Annotated in this window: 15 protein-coding genes; 7 read left to right on the plus strand and 8 right to left on the minus strand. The window is 59.9% G+C overall.

The annotated features are described in order from the left end of the window. Positions 1 to 64 precede the first annotated feature (64 nt). Positions 65 to 850, minus strand: a complete 786-nt coding sequence (locus QMX84_RS20025; protein WP_282364617.1) for a TatD family hydrolase — start codon at positions 848 to 850, stop codon at positions 65 to 67. A 9-nt stretch (positions 851 to 859) separates the two neighbouring features. Beyond that, on the minus strand, positions 860 to 1,849 hold the full coding sequence (gene cra / locus QMX84_RS20030) for a catabolite repressor/activator (RefSeq protein ID WP_282364618.1): 990 nt from the start codon (positions 1,847 to 1,849) through the stop codon (positions 860 to 862). A gap of 341 nt (positions 1,850 to 2,190) precedes the next feature. Between cra and ptsP the strand changes: the two genes are divergently transcribed. The 3 genes from ptsP to QMX84_RS20045 are packed head-to-tail and all read left to right on the plus strand — an operon-like array spanning position 2,191 to position 7,747. Continuing rightward, positions 2,191 to 5,055, plus strand: a complete 2,865-nt coding sequence (gene ptsP, locus QMX84_RS20035; protein WP_262126643.1) for a phosphoenolpyruvate--protein phosphotransferase — start codon at positions 2,191 to 2,193, stop codon at positions 5,053 to 5,055. Next, positions 5,055 to 5,999, plus strand: a complete 945-nt coding sequence (gene pfkB / locus QMX84_RS20040) for a 1-phosphofructokinase (RefSeq protein WP_282364619.1) — start codon at positions 5,055 to 5,057, stop codon at positions 5,997 to 5,999. Before ptsP ends, pfkB begins: the two co-directional genes overlap by 1 nt. An 11-nt stretch (positions 6,000 to 6,010) precedes the next feature. Then, entirely contained in the window at positions 6,011 to 7,747 is a 1,737-nt protein-coding gene (locus QMX84_RS20045) for a PTS fructose-like transporter subunit IIB (protein WP_153336931.1), read from the plus strand. Positions 7,748 to 7,909: 162 nt separating this feature from the next. On the opposite strand, the gene QMX84_RS20050 is transcribed toward QMX84_RS20045, so the two are convergent. Next, on the minus strand, positions 7,910 to 8,128 hold the full coding sequence (locus QMX84_RS20050) for a hypothetical protein (RefSeq protein WP_282364620.1): 219 nt from the start codon (positions 8,126 to 8,128) through the stop codon (positions 7,910 to 7,912). Between the two features lie 475 nt (positions 8,129 to 8,603). After that, entirely contained in the window at positions 8,604 to 9,008 is a 405-nt protein-coding gene (locus QMX84_RS20055) for an endonuclease domain-containing protein (protein WP_282364621.1), read from the minus strand. A gap of 199 nt (positions 9,009 to 9,207) precedes the next feature. Between QMX84_RS20055 and QMX84_RS20060 the strand changes: the two genes are divergently transcribed. Beyond that, positions 9,208 to 9,561 (plus strand): hypothetical protein, encoded by a 354-nt coding sequence (locus QMX84_RS20060; protein ID WP_282364622.1) that lies wholly within the window; start codon positions 9,208 to 9,210, stop codon positions 9,559 to 9,561. Between the two features lie 58 nt (positions 9,562 to 9,619). Here the strand turns inward: QMX84_RS20060 and QMX84_RS20065 are convergent, their stop codons facing one another. Continuing rightward, positions 9,620 to 12,157 (minus strand): sulfite reductase flavoprotein subunit alpha, encoded by a 2,538-nt coding sequence (locus QMX84_RS20065; RefSeq protein ID WP_282364623.1) that lies wholly within the window; start codon positions 12,155 to 12,157, stop codon positions 9,620 to 9,622. Between the two features lie 139 nt (positions 12,158 to 12,296). Further along, positions 12,297 to 14,597, minus strand: a complete 2,301-nt coding sequence (locus QMX84_RS20070; RefSeq protein WP_262126638.1) for a TonB-dependent siderophore receptor — start codon at positions 14,595 to 14,597, stop codon at positions 12,297 to 12,299. 217 nt (positions 14,598 to 14,814) lie between these two features. Here QMX84_RS20070 and QMX84_RS20075 point away from each other — a divergent pair, with 217 nt between their 5' ends. Together QMX84_RS20075 and QMX84_RS20080 are read left to right on the plus strand one after the other, a co-directional pair. Further along, positions 14,815 to 15,495, plus strand: a complete 681-nt coding sequence (locus tag QMX84_RS20075; RefSeq protein ID WP_262126637.1) for a Fe2+-dependent dioxygenase — start codon at positions 14,815 to 14,817, stop codon at positions 15,493 to 15,495. Positions 15,496 to 15,498: 3 nt separating this feature from the next. Then, complete coding sequence (locus tag QMX84_RS20080) at positions 15,499 to 16,257, plus strand: tetratricopeptide repeat protein (RefSeq protein WP_282364624.1); 759 nt, start codon at positions 15,499 to 15,501, stop codon at positions 16,255 to 16,257. A gap of 74 nt (positions 16,258 to 16,331) precedes the next feature. Here QMX84_RS20080 and QMX84_RS20085 read toward each other — a convergent pair whose 3' ends face one another. Together QMX84_RS20085 and QMX84_RS20090 are read right to left on the minus strand one after the other, a co-directional pair. Beyond that, complete coding sequence (locus QMX84_RS20085) at positions 16,332 to 17,495, minus strand: type III PLP-dependent enzyme (protein WP_282364625.1); 1,164 nt, start codon at positions 17,493 to 17,495, stop codon at positions 16,332 to 16,334. A 396-nt stretch (positions 17,496 to 17,891) separates the two neighbouring features. Beyond that, positions 17,892 to 20,177, minus strand: coding sequence for a TonB-dependent siderophore receptor (locus tag QMX84_RS20090; RefSeq protein WP_348775200.1), 2,286 nt, complete (start codon positions 20,175 to 20,177; stop codon positions 17,892 to 17,894). Between the two features lie 133 nt (positions 20,178 to 20,310). Between QMX84_RS20090 and QMX84_RS20095 the strand changes: the two genes are divergently transcribed. Then, positions 20,311 to 21,069, plus strand: coding sequence for a response regulator (locus QMX84_RS20095; protein WP_282364626.1), 759 nt, complete (start codon positions 20,311 to 20,313; stop codon positions 21,067 to 21,069). Positions 21,070 to 21,074 lie beyond the last annotated feature (5 nt).

The raw sequence follows: 21,074 nt of genomic DNA on the forward strand, positions 1-21,074 counted from the left end.
GAGCTTGCCTCGCGATCTTTTGCTGGTTTAAAAGATCGCGAGGCAAGCTCGCTCCTACAGAGTTTTAGTTAGCTTCCCAGCCAAACACGTCACACGCATTCGCCGTGCTGGCCTCGGCCAACACCTCGGCACTGATCCCCATGACTCCCGCCAGCGCCTCGCAAATAGCCGGCAAGTGCTCCGGGCTATTACGTTGGTTGGGGTACATGACAGGCGCCATGTCCGGTGAATCGGTTTCCAGCACGATGGATTCCAGCGGCAAGTCGGCGATGACTTTGCGCAGGCGCAAAGCCTGCGGCCAGGTCGCGGCGCCACCCAAGCCCAATTTGAACCCCAGCTTGATGTATTCGCGGGCTTCTTCCCGGCTGCCGGCAAACGCATGAATGATCCCGCCGCGCTTAAGCCGAAAACGCTTCAAGGTCGCAATCACCGGCGCATGGCTGCGGCGTACGTGCAGCAAGGCCGGGAGTGAGGCGTCTGCCGCCAGTGTTAACTGCGCTTCAAATAACGCCTGCTGTGCGTCGCGATCCAGCTCCGGCAAAAAGTAGTCGAGGCCGATCTCACCGACCGCGCACAACTGCGGGTGCCCGGCCAGACGCTCCAGCCATTGCCCAAGTTCGCGCACATGCTCGGGCCGGTGCTGTTCCAGGTACACCGGATGCAAGCCAAAGGCGGCGTAGAGCTGAGGGTCGGTTTGGACCCAGTCCCACAGGCGCTGCCAATTGTCCTGATACACCCCCAACACGACCATTTGCCTGACCCCCAGCGCCCGGCTGCGCGCCAGTAAAGACGTGCGGTCGGGGTCAAAATCCGGGAAATCGAGGTGGGTGTGGGTGTCGATCAGGTGCATGCAGTCAACCTACTGAATGCGCTGTTTAAAGGTACGCGCAATGGCCCGAATACCCGGCTCGTAGCGCCGATCTTCAATGGCTGCCAAGGCCAGTTCCAGGGCTTTTTCAGCGATCAGCGGGTGCTGTTGGCCCATGGCATTGACCGGCAACGGCAGGAAGTCCAGCAACTGCGTATCACCAAACGTGGCCAGGCGCAGCGGCGGCGTTTGATCAGGGTGCTCCAGCAACGCATCGAACATGCCTTGCAGCAGCACGTAGGAGGTTGTAACCAGCGCTTCAGGAAAATGCCCCAAACGCTCCAGCAACTCGTCGATGATACGGCGGCCACAGTCGCGGCTGAAGGCTGCGCCGTGCTCGATCAGGATTTCACCTTCAAAGCCTTCCAGTGCCTGTTTGAAGCCCGCCGCCCGCGCCTGGCTGATGCTCAGTTCGGGGCGTGCGCCGATCAGGGCGATTTGCTGCGGCAGGGGTTTGAGCAGGCTGCGGGTCAGTTGCAGGCTGGCTTCGCAGTCATCGCTGATCACGGAGCAGAAGCGCGCCGGGTCGAGGGTCCGGTCAATCGCAATGATCGGCATGCCGAGGTCTTGCAGTTGGCGGTAGCTGTCATCTTCCGGTGGCAGGCAACTGGCCACAAACAAGGCGTCGCAACGGCGGGCACGGAACAGCTTGAGCAACTGCCGCTCGCTGTCGGGGGCGTCATCGGAGCTGGCGATCAGCAATTGATAGCCACGCGCACGGGCGCCTTGCTCCAGTTGCTTGGCGATGCGTGCATAACTCGGGTTTTCGAGGTCCGGGAGAATAAAACCCAGTGTGCGCGTGTGTCGGCTACGCAGGCCTGCGGCTTGCGGGTTGGGAGTAAACCCATGCGCCTCGACGACTGCGCGTACGCGCTCGACCGTGCTGCTGCTGATGCGCTGCTGCTCGGCCTTGCCATTGATGACATAGCTGGCGGTAGTCACCGAAACCCCTGCCAGGTGTGCAATATCACTGAGCTTCACGCCGAAAATTCCTTATTTTTTGTAGTACGTGTCGACATTGTGGTCAATCCTAACCGATTACGGCAGTCGATCATCGTCTGCCTTGTGGTCACTGTATTTTTTTGCAACATCGCTCGGTTGACATCGATCAAACCGACAGGTTGGGCTTCAAGCGCGAGCGATTATGCAGTAACGTGCCGTTCTTTCTTGATTAAACGATTCAGCCTACGTGATTTAAGGTGTTTTCCTACGACAGCAGGGTGCTTGCCACACATCTGCTGACACACTCCGGGGAGAGCGACCTAAGCTGACATAATTCAAAACAATACCGTGCGCCATTGAGCGTCGGAAAAGGAGAACGCATGCTCGAGCTCACCATAGAGCAGATTTCCATGGGCCAAACGGCTGTGGACAAGTCTGCGGCGCTGCACTTACTCGCCGATAAACTGGTCGCCGATGGTTTGGTGGCCGAAGGTTATCTGAATGGCTTGCAGGCGCGTGAGGCTCAAGGCTCAACCTTTTTGGGGCAAGGTATTGCGATCCCCCATGGCACCCCTGAAACCCGCGACCTGGTGCACACCACCGGCGTGCGTTTATTGCAGTTTCCACAGGGTGTGGACTGGGGCGACGGGCAGATTGTTTACTTGGCGATCGGGATTGCGGCCAAGTCCGATGAACACCTGCGCCTCTTGCAACTGCTGACCCGGGCGCTGGGTGAAACCGATCTGGGTGAAGCCCTGCGCCGCGCCAGCACACCAGAGGCGCTGCTCAAATTGCTCCAGGGCGCCCCGCAAGAGCTGGCGCTGGACGCTCAGATGATCGGTCTTGGCGTGTCTGCCGACGACTTTGAAGAACTGGTTTGGCGCGGTGCGCGTTTACTGCGCCAGGCCGATTGCGTGAGCAACGGCTTTGCCGCCGTCCTGCAACAAGCAGAAGCGCTGCCGCTGGGCGATGGCCTGTGGTGGCTGCACAGCGAACAAACGGTCAAACGCCCGGGGCTGGCGTTTGTGACCCCTGACAAACCCATTCGTTACCTTGGCCAGCCACTCAGCGGGCTGTTCTGCCTGGCCAGTTTGGGCGAGGCGCACCAGGCCCTGCTTGAACGCCTGTGCGCCTTATTGATTGAAGGGCGTGGCCAAGAGTTGGGCCGCGCCACCAGTCGCCGTGCGGTGCTTGAAGCCCTGGGCGGCGAGTTGCCAGCCGATTGGCCGAGTGCACGCATCACCCTGGCCAATGCCCACGGTTTGCATGCGCGCCCTGCCAAAGTGCTCGCGCAATTGGCCAAGGGCTTTGAGGGCGATATTCGTGTGCGCATCCTCGATGGCCAAGAGGGCAGCGCCGTGTCAGCCAAGAGCTTGAGCAAACTGCTCAGCCTCGGCGCACGTCGTGGCCAGGTGCTGGAATTTATCGCAGAACCGACCATCGCTAATGACGCCTTGCCGGCCATTTTGGCGGCGGTTGAAGAAGGCCTTGGCGAAGAAGTCGAGCCACTGGCACCGCAAACCGAACACGCGCCAGCGTTGGCCGAGATTGCTGAAGTGGTGTTGGCCCCGGCTGCCGGCAGCGTGATCCATGCCGTGGCGGCATCGCCGGGCATTGCCATCGGCCCGGCGCATATTCAGGTGCTGCAAACCTTCGATTACCCGCTGCGCGGTGAGTCGTCCGCCGTTGAGCGTGAGCGTCTGCACGGTGCTATCGGTGCAGTGCGCCAAGACATCGAAACGCTGATCCAGCGCAGCCAGTCCAAGGCTATTCGCGAGATTTTCATCACCCACCAGGAAATGCTCGACGACCCGGAACTGACTGATGAAGTCGGCTCGCGGCTCAAGCAGGGCGAAAGCGCTGAAGCCGCCTGGATGGCGGTGATCGAAGCGGCGGCCCGTCAGCAGGAGTCCTTGCAGGACGCGCTGCTGGCCGAGCGTGCGGCAGACTTGCGCGATATTGGTCGCCGCGTGCTGGCGCAGTTGTGTGGCGTCGAAACCCTGGCTGAACCCGATCAACCCTACGTGCTGGTGATGGACGAAGTCGGGCCTTCGGACGTAGCGCGCCTGGACCCGGCGCGGGTGGCGGGCATTTTGACCGCACGCGGCGGGGCGACCGCACACAGCGCCATCGTTGCGCGCGCCTTGGGCATACCTGCTCTGGTGGGGGCCGGTGACGCCGTGTTGTTGCTGGCACCGGGCACGCAATTGTTGATCGACGGCCAGCGTGGCCGCTTGCACGTGGCCCCCGATGCGGATGCCCTGCAACGCGCCCTCGATGAGCGTGACAGCCGTGAACAACGCTTGCTGGCCGCCTCGGAGTTGCGCCATCAACCCGCCGTCACCCTGGACGGGCACGCCGTTGAAGTATTCGCCAACATCGGTGAGAGCAAAGGCGTGGCCGCCGCGGTTGAGCAGGGCGCTGAAGGCATTGGCTTGTTGCGCACCGAGCTTATTTTTATGGCCCACCCGCAGGCGCCGGATGAAGCGACCCAGGAAGCCGAGTACCGCCGTGTGCTGGACGACCTGCATGGGCGACCTTTGGTGGTGCGCACGTTGGACGTGGGTGGCGACAAACCCCTGCCATACTGGCCCATCGAAAAAGAAGAAAACCCATTTTTGGGGGTGCGCGGCATTCGTCTGACCTTGCAGCGCCCGCAGATCATGGAAAGCCAACTGCGCGCGCTGTTGCGCTCGGCTGACAACCGCCCGCTGCGCATCATGTTCCCGATGGTTGGCAGCGTGGCTGAATGGCGTGCGGCCCGGGACATGACTGAGCGTCTGCGTCTGGAAATCCCGGTGGCTGACTTGCAGTTGGGGATCATGGTCGAGGTGCCTTCTGCCGCCTTGCTGGCGCCGGTGCTGGCCAAGGAAGTCGACTTTTTCAGTGTCGGCACCAACGATCTGACGCAATACACCCTGGCCATCGACCGTGGTCACCCGACCTTGTCGGCACAGGCCGACGGCTTGCACCCGGCAGTGCTGCAACTGATCGACATCACCGTTCGCGCCGCCCATGCCCACGGCAAATGGGTGGGTGTGTGCGGTGAATTGGCGGCCGACCCATTGGCGGTGCCCGTGCTGGTGGGCATGGGTGTGGATGAACTCAGCGTCTCGGCCCGCAGTATCCCTGAAGTTAAAGCACGAGTACGTGAGTTGAACATGGAACGTCTTAAAACACTGGCCGAACAGGCCCTGAGCGTCGGCAGCCCGGACGAAGTCCGCGCATTGGTAGAGGCCCTGTAATGGCCAGAATTCTCACCATCACCCTTAACCCGGCGCTGGACTTGACCGTGCGCGTGTCGCACCTGGAGCCCGGCGAAGTTAATCGTAGCCAGGCCTTGCTCAGCCATGCGGCGGGCAAGGGCCTCAACGTGGCGCAAGTGCTGGCCGACCTTGGCCACTCGCTGACCGTCAGCGGGTTTCTGGGCGAAGACAATCAACAAGCCTTCAACGCGTTGTTTGCGCGCCGTGGTTTTGCTGACGCGTTTATCCGCGTGCCAGGCGAAACCCGCAGCAACATCAAACTTGCCGAAGACGATGGCCGCGTCACGGACATCAATGGCCCCGGCCCGCACGTGAACGATCTGGCGCAACACGCCTTGCTCGACAAACTCGACCACATTGCCGCCAGCCATGATGCGGTGGTAGTGGCGGGCAGCTTGCCACGTGGCGTCAGCGCGCAGTGGTTGCGCGAATTGGTGCTGCGCCTCAAAGCCTTGGGCTGCAAAGTGATTCTGGACACCAGCGGTGAAGCCTTGAAAGAAGGCTTGCGTGCAGGCCCGTGGCTGGTCAAACCGAATGCCGAAGAACTCAGTGAAGCGCTGGGCCACCCGGTCAGCAGCGTGGCATCGCAAGTCGCGGCTGCCACCGAGTTACAGACCCTGGGGATTTCCCATGTGGTGATTTCTCACGGGGCGGACGGCGTGAACTGGTTCAGCCGCGGGACTCAACCCTTGCAGGCGCTGCCGCCCAAAGTGCGCGTGGCAAGTACGGTCGGGGCAGGCGATTCTCTGCTGGCGGGCATGGTGCACGGCCTGATCAGCGGCCACAGCCCGGAACAGACCCTGCGCAGCGCAACCGCGATTGCGGCAATGGCGGTCACCCAGATCGGTTTTGGAATCAGCGATGCGCTGCAGTTAGTGACGCTCGAAAGCGGCGTCAACGTTCGCGCCCTGGCACAAGAATAAGAGGGATACACATGAAATTAGCCATTGTGACGGGTTGCCCCAACGGTATGGTGACCAGCGTGCTGTGTGCCCGCTTGCTCGATGCCGCCGCGCAGCGTCAGGGCTGGAGCACCAGCGTAGAAGTGCATGACCCCAAGCACCCGGAACGTCAGTTGTCCAAAGCGACCATCGACGAAGCGGAGTGGGTGCTGGTGGTCAGCAGCACGCCGTTGGACATGCAGCGTTTTATTGGCAAGCGGGTTTTCCAGAGCAGCCCGGCCCAGGCCCTGCAAGATGTTGAAGCCGTGTTGCTGCGTGGCGTCAACGAAGCTCAGGTGTACACCGCCCCCAGCGTTGAGGCTGAGGTTACCGAGCAGGCCCACGCGCCTAAAATTGTTGCCGTGACTGCCTGCCCGACGGGCGTGGCGCACACCTTTATGGCGGCAGAAGCCTTGCAACAGGCGGCCAAGCGCTTGGGCTACGACTTGCAGGTCGAGACCCAAGGCTCGGTTGGCGCCCGCAACCCGTTGAGTGCCCAGGCCATCAGCGACGCGGACGTGGTGCTGTTGGCGGCTGATATTGAAGTCCCGACTGAGCGTTTTGCGGGCAAGAAAATCTACCGCTGCGGCACCGGTATTGCGCTTAAACAGGCTGAAGCCACGCTGAAAAAAGCCCTGGCCGAAGGTCGGCAAGAGAGCGCGGCAACGGGCGGTGCGGCACCGGCCAAGCAAGAGAAAACCGGCGTCTATAAGCACCTGCTCACTGGTGTGTCGTTCATGCTGCCGATGGTGGTGGCGGGCGGCTTGCTGATCGCGTTGTCCTTTGTGTTTGGCATTACCGCTTATAAAGAACCGGGCACCCTGGCTGCGGCGCTGATGCAAATCGGCGGGGATGCGGCCTTTAAATTGATGGTGCCGTTGCTGGCGGGTTACATCGCCTACTCGATTGCCGACCGTCCAGGCCTGGCGCCGGGGATGATTGGCGGCTTGTTGGCGAGCACCTTGGGGGCTGGTTTTATTGGCGGGATCATTGCCGGTTTTATTGCCGGTTACTGCGCCAAGGCGATCAGCCGTTATGCGCGGTTGCCGCAAAGCCTTGAAGCGCTGAAGCCGATTTTGATCATCCCGTTGTTTGCCAGCCTGTTCACCGGCCTGGTGATGATCTACGTGGTCGGCAAGCCGGTGGCCGGCATGCTCGAAGGCTTGACGCATTTCCTCGACAGCATGGGCACCACCAACGCGATCCTGTTGGGCGTGTTGCTGGGCGGCATGATGTGTGTGGACCTGGGTGGGCCGATCAACAAGGCGGCGTATGCGTTTTCGGTCGGTTTGCTGGCCTCGCAAAGTTATGCACCGATGGCGGCGACCATGGCAGCGGGCATGGTGCCGCCGATTGGTTTGGGCATCGCGACCCTGATTGCACGCCGCAAATTCGCCCAGACCGAACGCGAAGCGGGCAAGGCGGCGATGGTGCTGGGGTTGTGCTTTATCTCGGAAGGCGCGATCCCGTTTGCGGCCAAAGACCCGCTGCGGGTGATCCCGGCCAGCGTTGTGGGCGGTGCGCTGACGGGGGCGTTGTCGATGTACTTCGGCTGCAAACTGATGGCGCCGCACGGCGGGTTGTTCGTGCTGTTGATCCCGAATGCCATCAACCACGCGTTGCTGTACTTGCTGGCGATCGTGGCCGGTAGCCTGGTGACCGCAGTGGTCTACGCCCTGATCAAACGCCCGGAACCGGTGGACATGGCGCTGGAAACGGCCAAGGCGTGACGCCAGCCCCTCACCCCAGCCCTCTCCCGAAGGAGAGGGAGCCGATTGGGGGTTGCTGTTGATTGGCTGCGGTCTGCTGGCTTTGGCGCTGATGTCGAAAAACGACTCGGTCAGGCCCCTTTCCCTCTGGGAGTGGCTTGGGGTGAGGGCCAGCCATCTCGCTTATTTCGGTTGTAAACGCCAGCCCAGGACATTGAGCAGATCGCAGCCATCGCGCAGCAGGATCATGGCGGTGGTGGCGAGCTGTTTGAGGTCGATGGCGTCGGCATCTTGCACGTTCGTCGCCAAACAAAAACAGGTGGCCGCTGTACGCGGGTTGGCGAACCGGTAACCCCAAGCAAAAACCGGCAGATCCGAAGATCTCCCACGCACAGCTGCCATAAAGCATTGCGAGCAAAATACACGCTCAGCCATGGATAGCAATTACGCATTGCATTGAAATATTTGCCAGATCGCCAAACCCGGTCGCCTTTTGGGCGAGCGATGACTATAGGCGCCGTACTGCAAACGCAGCAATTGGCAAAGCTGTGCGAAACATCCCGAATAATCGTGAGAGCAAAAGCCCCTCACCCTAGCCCTCTCCCGGAGGGAGAAGGAACTGATTGGGGGTTGCTGATGATTTACTGCGGTCTGCTGGTTTGGCGCTGATGTCGAAAACGACTCGGTCAGCTCCCTCTCCCGGAGGGAGAAGGAACCGATTGGGGGTTGCTGATGATTTGCTGCGGTCTGCTGGTTTGGCGCTGATATCGAAAACGACTCGGTCAGCTCCCTCTCCCGGAGGGAGAAGGAACAGATTGGGGTTGCTGTTGATTTGCTGCGGTCTGCTGGTTTGGCGCTGATGTCGAAAACGACTCGGTCAGCTCCCTCTCCCGGAGGGAGAGGGCTGGGGTGAGGGCGCTTTTAACATTCGCCCGGCCACGCGATACACCTCTTCCAATACCTCATTCATTTGTTCAAGCACCTGCCGGTTATCAAACCTCAACACGGTGATCCCCAGACCTTGCAGGTAACCGGTTCTACGCCGGTCGTAGGCCAACAACGGCGCATCAAAATGCTGGCCGCCATCGAGTTCAATGGCCAGCTTTAACTCAACACAATAGAAGTCCAGTACATAGGGCGGGCAGGGATGCTGGCGGCGGAATTTTAGATTCAGCAGTTGTCTGGCGCGTATTTTTTGCCAAAGGCGTAACTCGCAGTCGGTTTGCTCGACGCGTAAACGCCGGGCGAACTGGCGTTGCTCATGGGTGAGGCGTGGCAGCATGTTTCACTTCCCTGTGAAAAGTTGATGTGCCAAGTTCAGCGTAATTGTTTAAAACTTCACTGCCGCCCACTAAGCGTGGATATCACAGCGCTGGCTGTAAGAAAGTTCTTTTATTTTCTTCAAGCACATAATTGACTGATTCTTTGCCTAATCTTGTAAATATGAATTTTCGAGATTGCATTAGCAAAAGGAATTAATTATGAACAGAGGCAATATAAAAAGATCTGTCAGCAACTACATAGCCAGCGCGTTATTTATTCTGCTTGGCACTGTAGCCCCCGCGTATGGCGCCGCGCTGTGCGATGGCGGCCCAGCACTGCTGGGCGGGGTGAGGTGTGACATGTTACCGATTGGCGGCGGCTCGGCGTTGTGTCTGTTTATCGGTGTTGATAACAATGCCAATGGCCGAGTTGAAGGAGGAACTTCTGATACCTGCATCTTGATTGACGCCAATAATAAACAGCACCCTGGCTACAGTTGTACCCAAGCGTGTAGGAATACTAACGATTGTTCCAGGCCGCAGTGTTTTTCTTCAAAAAATATCAGGCAATAAATAAAAAGATTTCGGCTCATAAACACCGCCCTGACTTTCATCAGGGCGGTATTTTTGATCAATAAACATCCCGGCGATAACGCCCTTGCTCGATCAGCTGTTGCACCGCATCAGCCCCGAGCAGGTCGGTCAGCGTTTGATCCACGCCCGCTGCCATGCCGTTCAGGCTGCCGCAGATGTAAATCGCCGCACCGTCCGCCAGCCAGCGACGCAGTTCATCGGCGGCCTCGCGCAGTCGGTCTTGCACATACACCTTGTGCGCCTGGTCCCGTGAGAAGGCCAGGTCCAGTCGGGCCAGCTCGCCACTGGCCAACCAACCTTGCAGTTCGTCGCGGCAGTAGAAGTCGTGCGCCGCATTGCGCTCGCCAAACAACAACCAGTTTGGCTGCTGGCCTTGGGCGATTCGGGCCTTGAGCAAACTGCGCAGCCCGGCAAGCCCGGTGCCGTTGCCCAGCAGGATCAACGGGCAAGGTTCGGCAGGCAGGTGGAAGCCGCTGTTGCGCCGCAGCCGCAGGCTGATTGCAGCGCCCAGTGGTGCATGTTCGGTCAGCCAACCTGAGCCCAGGCCCAGGCTGCCATCGGGGTGGCGCTCCTGGCGCACGATCAGTTGCAGCACGCCGTCCTGGGGGATGGAGGCAATCGAGTATTCGCGCATGTTCAACGGGATCAGGGCGTCGACCAGCGCCTGGGCGTGGAGGCCGACCAAGTGCCCGCGATTCTCTGGCAATTGGCGGCTGGCCAACGCTTGAGCGAGGGTTTCTTGCAGGCCATCCAGGTGTACCGGTGTGTTTGCCGACAAGCCCAACCCATCGAGCAGGTGTTCAACCGCCCAGGTCGATTGCCTTGGCATCACCTCAACCAGGTCACCTGCTTGCCAGGTGAAGCTGGCGTCAGGCGCGCTGAGGCCCAGCAGGTAAACCCCGGAACCGCTGCTGTCAGGGTTAAGCAGTTGCCGTTGCTCAAGGGTCCAGTTGTTGTAGCTCGGCGCTTGCCAGTTGGCGCCGGGCACAGCGCCTGTGAGTTGGCTGAGGTGCACTTGCCAGTGGTACAGGGCTTCGGGGTCGCCACTGTCGACCTGCACCGGGCTGAACAGCGACTGCGCGCCACGCTCTGCCAGCCATTGCTGGATACGGGTGGCAAAGCCGCAGAAGTGCGGGTACTGGCGATCACCCAAGGCCAGCACCGAGTACTTGAGGGCGCTGAGGCCCAGCGGTTGGCCGAGGATTTTGCGTTCAAAGCCGCGCGCGCTGTCCGGGGCTTCGCCATCGCCAAAAGTGCTGACCACAAACAAGGCATTGCTGGCCTGCTGTAAGTCTTCTTCGCTGACGGCGGCCAATGGCTGGACGCGCACCGGCAAGCCTGCCGCCTGCAATTGCCCGGCAGTCTGCCAGGCCAGTTGTTCGGCAAAACCGCTTTGGCTGGCAAAGCCGATCAGCCAGGACGGCGCATCGCTCTGGGTGTCGCTAAAGCCCTGACGCGCCTGTTTGACCTGACGCTTTTTGCGCCGACGGTCCAGGTACAGCAACCAGCCGGTAATAAAGAACAGCGGCATGGTCAGGGACGCAACGGTGACCAGTACACGCCCGGTGATGCCCCAGTAGCTGCCGGTGTGCAGGGCGTAGATGCTGGTCAGCAATTGCGCCTTGTAGCTTTTTTCGTCATAGCGATCGACGCGTTTCACCACGCCGGTAGCCGGGTCGAGGGTGATCTGGTTGAGGGCTCGCTCATGGGGCGAGGTTTTCAACAGGTAATAGACCGTCGCGGGCATGCCGCCAGCTGGGGGCATGCGGATGTTGAACTGGCTCAGGTCAGGCCCGGCGGCTTTCTGGATACTGGCCCACATCGCCTCATAGTCTGCCACCAGCGGTGCGCCACCGGCACTCGGCGGCCCGCCGCGCCCGCCTTTGCGTTGTTCGCTGTGGGGGCTGTCGGAGAAGAGTTTTTGCAGGCCTTTGTTGTACCACTCGTAGGACCAGGACAAGCCGGTCAGGGCGGCCAACAGGTAAAAAATCAAGCACCAGGTGCCGGCCACCGCGTGCAGGTCCCAATTGAAACTGCGGCCTTTTTTCGCCCAGTCCAGGGTCAGCCAGGCGCGCCAGTTCAATGCCTTGCGCGGCCAGCGCAGGTACAGGCCCGACAGGCAGAAAAACAGCAGCATCAAGGTGCAGGCCCCGGTGATCTGGCGGCCGGTATCACCGATGGCCAGAAAACGGTGCAGTTGCAGCATCAGGTTGAAAAAGCCCAGGCCCGAGACGTCGCCCTGGTAGTCGCCGGTGTACGGGTCGACATAGCGCAATTGGCCACGGCGTTCGCCCGGCGGCGGGGTGAAAAAGATACGCGAGGCGCTGTCGGTGTCGATGCCGCCCCAAATCATGGCCACTTGTTTGCCTTCGTTGGCCTCGACTTTACGCACCAGTTCGGCAGGCGGCAGCACGCCGCCGTCAAGCTTCTGGACCTTGAGCACGGTCGGATTGAGCCAGTCCAGTATCTCGTCCTGAAACGACACGGTCGCGCCTGTGATGCCCATCAGGGCCAGGACCAGCCCTGCGGTTATTCCAAAAAACCAGTGCAGCTGGAACAGGGTTTTCTTAAACACGACGGCCGCCTTGCTCGCTCAATGAATTGCGTCACCGCGCATTATGCCGTGACCGCGTTGTTTACACGCAAATGCCCCGGCCATGGTTGGGTCGGGGCACTGGTTATCGCTGTGGGCTTGCCCACAGTGGCTTGCGCGCTTAGAAGTGGAAGCTGGTAGTCAACAAGGCTGTACGACCTGCCGCCTGATTGGCGAAGTGTGCCGCATACGCTTTGTCGTAGTACGTTTTGTCCGTCAGGTTTTGCACGTTCAGTTGCAGGTCGATGTTTTTGGTCAGCTTGTAGCTGGCCATCGCATCGTAGCGAGTGTAGGACGGCACATAAACGGTGTTCGCCGTGTCGCCATAGACCGCGTCGACATAGAACGCACCGCCGCCAATGGTCAGCTTCGGCATGACTTCATAGGTGGTCCACAGGCTGAAGCTGTTTTTCGGCGTGTTCGGCATTTCATTGCCTTTGTCCGACACTGCAGCCGTGTTCACACTGCCGTTACGGTTGGCTTTCATGCCCGGATCAACCAGCTCGCTTTTCAGGTAGCTGTAGCCTGCAAACACTTGCCACTTGTCCGTGATTTTGCCGCTGGCCGACAGTTCGATACCGTCAACACGGGATTTACCGGCGTTTTCATAGGTGTACGAGTCGGTCAGGACACGGGTGTTTTTCTTCTCGGTACGGAACACCGCAGCGGTCAGGGACAGACGGTCCTGGAACACATCCCACTTGGTGCCCAGTTCGTAGTTAACGGTTTCTTCAGGCTTGAGGTCGCTGGTGATGATGCTGCCCGGAGCAATCAGGCCATTACCTTCGACGCCTTCACCGACGATGCCGCCTGGCGGTGTGGCCGATGTGGCGTAGGACAGGTAAACGCTGCCGTTATCCAGTGGTTTCCAGACCAGACCGGTCTGCCAGTTGAAGAAGTTGCTGTCGTTTTTGGCTTTGGTACGGCCCGTCGCGGCGTTGGTGTTCGCGGTGGTATCAAACTGGTCGTAACGCAGGCCGGCGTTGAGCAGCCATTGCGGGTCGAGTTCGATGGTGTCAAACACGTAGGCGGCTTTGGTCACGCCCACGGTGTTGGTGCCGTAGTAGTTGCGCGCTTCGGTGCCGGTCCACTCGTCACTCGGGTTCGGGTTGGACAGCGAGGTGCACTGGCCGCCGCTGTTGCCGACTTTGTCCGGGGTGCAATTAGGGTTGCTGTTCGGCGTCACGGTGTAGCCGCTGGCGCGGGTTTCTTCGCGAGTGAACTCAACACCGGTGGAGTAGGTGTTCTTGAAGCCCGCCAGGTTGAAGTTACCGTACAGGTCAGTCTGGTTGGTGGTGGTCTGGGTGGTCGACACACGGGTGTTGGCGCGGCGCCAAACGGTACCGTACTGGTTAACGTTGTGCTGGCTGTCGTCCGGCTGGGTCAGGATGTAGTCCTGGCCGGTGTTGCCGTGACGGAAGGTGTTCTTCACGGTCATCGAATCGTTGAAGTCGTGTTCGAACGTGATGGTGCTGATATCGACACGGGTCTTGCGGAAGTCGCGGTCTTTGAGGCCGTAGAAGTTGTTGCTGTTGCCGCCGTCGTCCGGTTTGTCGTGTACGTGCGTGGCGGTTTTAGACGCGCTGCCGTAGCCGTAAGGAATGCCCGAATCTGGCAGGTCGTCGCTTTTGAGGTGGTAGTAGCTGAGGTTCAGACGGGTGTCGGTGCCCAGGCCGAAGGTCAGCGAGGGGGCGATGCCCCAGCGGTCGTAGTTGACCGAATCACGGCCTGCGACGTTTTGCTCGTGGCTCATCAGGTTCAGACGGAACGCGGCGGTGTCGAGGAACTGACGGTTGATGTCGACGGTGTAGCGGCGGGTCTGGTCCGAGCCGTAGGTGAAGCCACCGTTGAGGAAGTCGCCCAGTTTTGGGGTCTTGCTCACCAGGTTCAAGCTACCGCCCGCCGAGCCGCGGCCACCGAACGACGAGTTCGGGCCTTTGCTGACTTCGATGGATTCGATATCGAAAATTTCGCGGGTTTGCCCGCCTGCGTCACGCACGCCATCCAGGTAGGTATCGCCCTGGGCGTCAAAACCACGAATAAAAGGACGGTCGCCTTGCGGGTTGCCGCCTTCGCCTGCGCCGAATGTCACACCCGGTACGGTGCGCAGGGCGTCTTGCAGCGAGGTGGCGGCGGTGTCTTGCAGCACTTGCTGCGGGATGACGGTGACCGAGCGCGGCGTGTCGACCAGCGGCGCGGTGTACTTCTGGGAGCTGGCTTTTTCTGTCTGGTACGACTGCTGGGTCTGCTCACCGGTCACGGTGGTTGCACCCAAAGAAATACTGTTGCCCTGCACTGGCTTTTCGGTGCTTTCAGCGGCCTGGGCCATCTGGTTAGCAGAGGTTGCCGTGAGCGCTACACCGATGGCCGAAGCCAGTAAACGCGGTGAATTGGCAGGTATTTTTATACGTTGGCGCGACATGTGAAGATCCCTCCCCCCGGAATTTGAGGGCGGAATATAGTGCAAACAATTCCTCCTAACAATTGAGAGGGATTACTATTCGCGCTAAATTTACATTCTTTACAATTTGCCGTTACGGGTTTTGCAAGGCTATTCGTCTCCCGATTTTTAACAAAGTTTTACACGAGCAATAAGAATCAATACCATTGGCGCCCTTCTCTTGTTCAGGTATCGCGCCATGCTGCTGCACATTCCCGGCTTGTTCTCCCGTGAAGAAGTCCAGCGCATCCGTGAGGCGCTGATGGCCACAGAGTGGGCCGACGGCAAAATCACCGCCGGGTATCAGTCCGCCAAAGCCAAGCACAACCTGCAATTGCCCGAAGGTCACCCGCTGGCCAAGGAAATCGGCGCGGCGATGATCGAACGCTTGTGGCAAAACCCTTTGTTCATGTCGGCGGCTTTGCCGCACAAAGTGTTCCCGCCGCTGATCAACTGCTACACCGGTGGCGGCAGCTTCGACTTTCATATCGACAATGCGGTGCGCCAGCCCAAGGGCAGCCCGGAGCGGGTGCGCACGGACTTGTCGGCCACCCTGTTTTTCAGTGACCCGCAGGACTACGACGGCGGGGAGCTGGTGATCCAGGACACCTACGGTGTACAGCAGGTCAAGTTCCCGGCGGGGGATATGGTGCTGTACCCCGGCACCAGCTTGCACAAGGTCAACGCGGTGACCCGTGGCGCCCGTTTTGCCTCGTTTTTCTGGACCCAAAGCCTGGTCCGTGAAGACAGCCAGCGCACCTTGCTGTTCGAGATGGACAACGCCATTCAGCAATTGAGCCGCGATGTACCCGATCACCCGTCACTGATTCAACTCACCGGCACCTACCACAACCTGTTGCGCCGCTGGGTTGAGGTGTAAGCCATGAGCTTTCAATTACGCCGCGAAGAACTGCTCAGCGGCGAGCAACTGCAAAGCATGCTCGCCGAGAACCCGGCCCGTGCCGCACAAGCCATTTTGATGGCTGCCAAGCAAGGCATCCTTGAAGGGCAAGCGCTGCTCGGCCAGATCCTGCTGGAAGGGCAGGGCATTGAGCGCGATGTGCCGCTGGCCTTTCGCTGGTTCGCCATTGCCGCCAACAGCGGGCACTTGATGGCGCGCAACATGCTCGGGCGCTGCCTTGAGCATGGTTGGGGGTGCGAGCTGGATGAGCGCGCGGCCGCCAGCCATTACCGCCTGGCAGCTCAGGGTGGGCTTGATTGGGGGCTGTACAACTACGCCAACTTGCTGGCGACCGGGCGCGGTGTGGTGCAAAACCAATACGCAGCGTTTGCGCTGTACCGCGAAGCCGCGCATTTGGGTCACGCCAAGTCGATGAACTTGCTGGGGCGCTACCTTGAAGACGGTCGTTATTGCCCGGCAGACCCGCAGGCCGCGCGCCAATGGTATGAACGCTCCGCCCATGCCGGTGATTTTCGCGGGCAATTCAGCCACGCCGCCGTGCTGGCCGAGCGCGGTGATGTAGAGGGTGCTCTGGTCTGGCTGGAGCGTGCCCAGGCCATCGGCAACCTGAAGTTTTTGCGGGTCAGCCGCGTGGCGTTGCTTGAGGCCAAAGAGCCGGCCATTCGGGCGATGGGTGAGGTGTATCAAGCGCGAATCAACACCTTGGAGCAGGCGGTGTGACACCCATCGGCGGCACCGTCAGGCCATAAAAAAACCTCCCCGGAGGCTAATCCGGGGAGGTTTTTCTGTAAGGCTTACAGGTAGAACGACTTCAGCGGCGGGAAGCCATTGAACTCAACAGCGCTGTAGCTGGTGGTGTAGGCGCCGGTCGACAACCAGTACAGGCGATCACCGATGGCCAGGTTCAGTGGCAGGCCGTATTTGTAGTTTTCGTACATGATGTCGGCGCTGTCGCAGGTAGGACCGGCGATAACCACTTCTTCCATTTCGCCTTTCTTTTCAGTCCAAATCGGGAACTTGATGGCTTCGTCCGTGGTTTCGATCAGGCCGGAGAATTTGCCGACATCGGTGTACACCCAACGCTCAACGGCTGTGCGTGATTTACGGGCGACCAGGACCACTTCGCTGACCAGAATCCCGGCGTTGGCGATCAATGAACGGCCCGGCTCCAGAATGATCTCAGGCAGGTCGTCACCGAAGTCTTCTTTCAGGAAGCGAATGATTTCTTCGGCGTAGGTTTCCAGGCTGTTGGTACGGGTGATGTAGTTGGCCGGGAAGCCGCCACCCATGTTGATCAGCTGGAGCACGATGCCGTCTTCTTCTTTCAAACGCTCGAAAATCACTTTGACCTTGGCAATGGCCGCGTCCCACACGCTGATGTCGCGCTGCTGCGAACCTACGTGGAACGAAATACCGTAAGGCACCAGGCCCAGGTCGCGGGCCAGAATCAGCAGGTCCATGGCCATGTCGGTCTGGCAGCCGAACTTGCGCGACAGCGGCCAGTCAGCCGTGCTCGAACCTTCGGTCAAAATACGCACATAGACTTTGGAGCCCGGTGCAGCCTTGGCGATGTTGCGCAGGTCAGCCTCGGAGTCGCTGGCGAACAGACGCACACCTTTCTCGTAGAAGTAACGGATGTCTTTAGATTTTTTGATGGTGTTGCCGTAGCTGATGCGATCCGGGGTCACGCCCTGGGCCATCACTTTGTCCAGCTCATAGATCGACGCGATGTCGAAGTTCGAGCCTTTGTCGCGCAGCAGGTTGATGATTTCAACGGCCGGGTTGGCCTTGACCGCGTAGTACACCTTGGCGAATTCGAAACCTGCACGCAGGTCGTCGTAAGCCTGGCTGATCATGGCGGTGTCGATCACCACGAACGGGGTTTCTTGGGTGTCAGCGAACGCCTTCATTTTTTGGAAGGTTTCGCGCGCGAAATATTCTTCGACCTGAATCGACATACGTAGGGACTCCTAGTGGCAAACGTCATAAATCAATGGGTGCAAATGAACATCCTCCGTATCCCCACTTTGGTTCGCCTACTTCCCAAGGCATGTCCGCCGAAAGCTTGCTCTCTCGTCGTCAGTACTTGAGCCGGATGGATCGTTTCCAGCATGGATGTTCGGCGCGAACTTTAGGGCGTGACTGCGCTGAGATCAACTAAAAATGTCGCATTTTTATAAGCCTTCGTCGGGTCGCCAAAGTGAGCTATTTAAGTAACCGACCTTGATGACGGTGTGATGTTCCCACCGTGGCTTTTTTGCCCGTTGCCCAATAGACGAAGCCCGCCATAAGGCGGGCTTCGGTAGTTGCACGTTGACGCGTGGCTTACCTGGGGGGAAGGATCTGGCCGGGCGTCAAAATGCAGTACTCAGGGTCAACGACAGGCTGCGCGGATCACCATAAATGGCGCCTGCATAAAAGCCGTATCGGGTGTAGTAGGTTTTGTCGAAGAGGTTGTTGGCATTCAGGGTCACGGCCGTGTCATCGGTGAGGTCGTATTTGGCCATTGCGCTCCAGATGGCGTAACCCGCCCAGGTCACGTCGGTAGGGCCGCGGCTCACACCGTTAGTGGGAATGCCCGCCGGGGTGGACGTGGCGCGAATGCTGGTTTGCGCGGTGACGCCGGTGCCCACGGTCAGGCGATCAAGAGCACCTGACAAACGGTAGGTGGTTGACGCTTTGAACAGGTGCGACGGGTCGCTTTGGCCGTCGGCGTTGAGGCGGCGAAAGTGCAGGTAGGTGTAGCCACCGTAGACATTCCAGTTGGGCGTCAAGGCACCGGAAACTTCGAGGTCGATACCTTCGGTTTCTACGCCAGTGCCCGTGGTGTACGCCTGGTTACCGGTGGGTGTGGTGTTGGCGCCATCGGTCACCGCCTTGTTTTCCTGACGGGTCAGGAAGTAGGCCGCTTGCGCATTGACCTGGCCGTCGAACCATTCACCTTTAATACCGGTTTCATAGCTCTGACCGCGAATCGGCTCGATCTTGTTGCCGTTGGCGTTCTCTTCGCTTTGCGGGCTGAAGATGTCGGTGTAGCTGGCGTACAGCGAGTAGGTGTCGTTGAGGTCATACACCGCGCCCAAGTAAGGCGTGACGATACCGTTTTGTTGTTGATTGCTGCGCGCACCGTTGGTCGACAACGTGGTGCTACTGTAATCGCTGATGCGCGCGCCGAGGATCACCGACAGCGGGTCGGTAATGCTCAGGCGGGTGGCCGCATACATACCTTGCAGGCGGGTGGTGGTTTTGGTGTGCAGGCCGGTTTTGTAGGCGTTGATCCGGTAGTCGCTGTCCACCCCGTTGTGCCAGTCGGTAATCGGGAAGCCGTTGTTGGCGCGGAACTGGCAGCCCAATGCGCTGGCGCTGGTGCGGTCATCGCTGACCATGTTGCAACGGTACTGAGGCGACCAGGCGACGGTGCGGCTGTCGTTATAGCCGAACATGGCCTGATGGGTACGGCCGAACAGGCTGAAAGGGCCGGTCACGTCGACTTGTGCCGATTGCTGGGTGGTGTCGGTAGAGCTGTGCAAGCCATTGAGCACGGCGCCGGTGCCATCCTGATTCCAATAGCCGCCGAATGCGCCGCCGCCTTTGGAGTTGACCTTGGCCAGCCCACGGTGATTCAAGGCTTCAGTGGTGCTTTGCGAGGCTTTGACGTTGAGCGTCCAGTCATTGTCAAAACGATGCTCCAGCGAGCCAAACGCCGTACGGGTGGTGTATTCGCCAAAACTCCAGCTCGGCACCACGTTGGTGCTTCGCGGCAGGTGGGTTTTACTGCCATCGCCGTACCAGATCGGGATGTTCGCGCCCCAGCCGCCGCCGACGTTTTTGTAGTACTCGTATTGATAGCCGGCGCCCAGGGTCGTGGCGTCGGTCAGGTCAAATTCAAAATTGGCCAGTGCGGCCCGCGAACGGTCGGACTGATGGTCGCGAAAGGAGTTGGAGTCCTCTTGGGTCATGACCAGGCGCGAGCGCAAGCGGCCATCTTCTGACAAGGGCACGTTGAGGTCAGCGCCCAGGCGTCGTTTGTCCCAACTGCCATAGGTGGCGTAGGCACGGCCGCCGAATTCGAAACCCGGGCGTTTGCGCATCAGGTTGACGGTGGCCGACGGGTCGCCCGTGCCGCCCAGCAGGCCATTGGCGCCGCGAACGATGTCGATACGTTCGTACATGTCCATGTTCAGCGAGTTGCCGGCGCCGCTGAAGTCCGAGCCGCCCGGGAACTGCAGGCCGTCGGTTTTCCAGTTGGTGATCGGATAGCCGCGTGCCCGGTACTCGGTGCGCCCGCCCACTTCCGACTTGCTCATGGTGATGCCGGGGGCACTGTCCAGCGCTTGCTCGATATTGGTGATCTGGCGGTCGGCCATTTGTTCCTGGGTGATGGTGGTGACCGACTGTGGCGTCTGGCGCGGGGTGAGTTTCATGCCCGTCGAACTGGTGGTGCTCTTGACGGTGTAACCCAGTTGGCCGGTGCTTTCATCGGCGGAGGGCTGGGTGCCCTGGACATTCAGGGTGTCGAGTTCCAGCGACGCGGCGCCAACCTGTTGGCTGGCCATGCCGAGCATTGCACTGAGGCCCATGGCGACCATGATTGCGACAGGGCTGCGGTGTGCTGAAAGGCGAGAAGGGGTGCTTAACATCAATGGTCGTGCTGAGAGGTCCGTCATCATGCCCTGCGTTGTCATTGGTAATACTTCGTATTTGCAGATAATGTTTGGTAGCATTTTAAGCATCGCGCCGTCAGGCACTATTACGGATATGTCTGGATGTGTAATGGAATGTAATGAACGGTACATTTTGCCCGCCGCCAAACCGCTTCCAGACGCCAAGACGCTGCTGGTGGTGGATGACGATGATGAAATCCGCGAGTTGTTGTGCGACTACCTGAGTGAGAACGGCGATCAGGTGCTGGCCGCCGCCGATGGCCTGGAGATGTGGGCACACCTGGAGCGCCAGGCGGTCGACCTGGTGGTGCTGGACGTCATGCTGCCGGGCGAAGACGGCCTCAGCCTGTGTCGCCAGTTGCAGTCGCGCCCCGGCCTGAGTGTGATCATGCTGTCGGCCAAAGGCTCAGCGCTGGATCGCATCATTGGTCTGGAAGTGGGCGCCGATGATTACCTGACCAAGCCTTTCGAGCCCCGTGAGCTGGTGGCCAGAATCAAGGCGGTGATGCGTCGACAAACACGGGCCGAGCCCGTCGCGGATCGCCCGGCTTCTACCCACCGCGAGTTCGCCGGTTATCGCCTCGATGATGTAAAGCGCCTGCTGCACATCCCGGATGGTCAGACCCTGACCTTGCCGCGCTCCGATTTCAGGGTGTTGCGTGATTTGCTCCAGGCCCGTGAGCAGGTACTGTCCCGCGATCAATTAACGCTGAGTGCAATGGGTCGTGAATACGCGCCCGACGATCGCTCGATCGACATGTGCATCAGCCGCCTTCGCCAGCATTTCAAGGACGGGCCCGTGCAGATCGTGACCGTGCGCAATGAAGGCTATCTGTTGAGCGTATCCAGCCCTGAAGCGGCGGTTTAGCCCGG

Source organism: Pseudomonas sp. PS01297 (assembly GCF_029959305.1).
Lineage (GTDB): Bacteria > Pseudomonadota > Gammaproteobacteria > Pseudomonadales > Pseudomonadaceae > Aquipseudomonas > Aquipseudomonas helleri.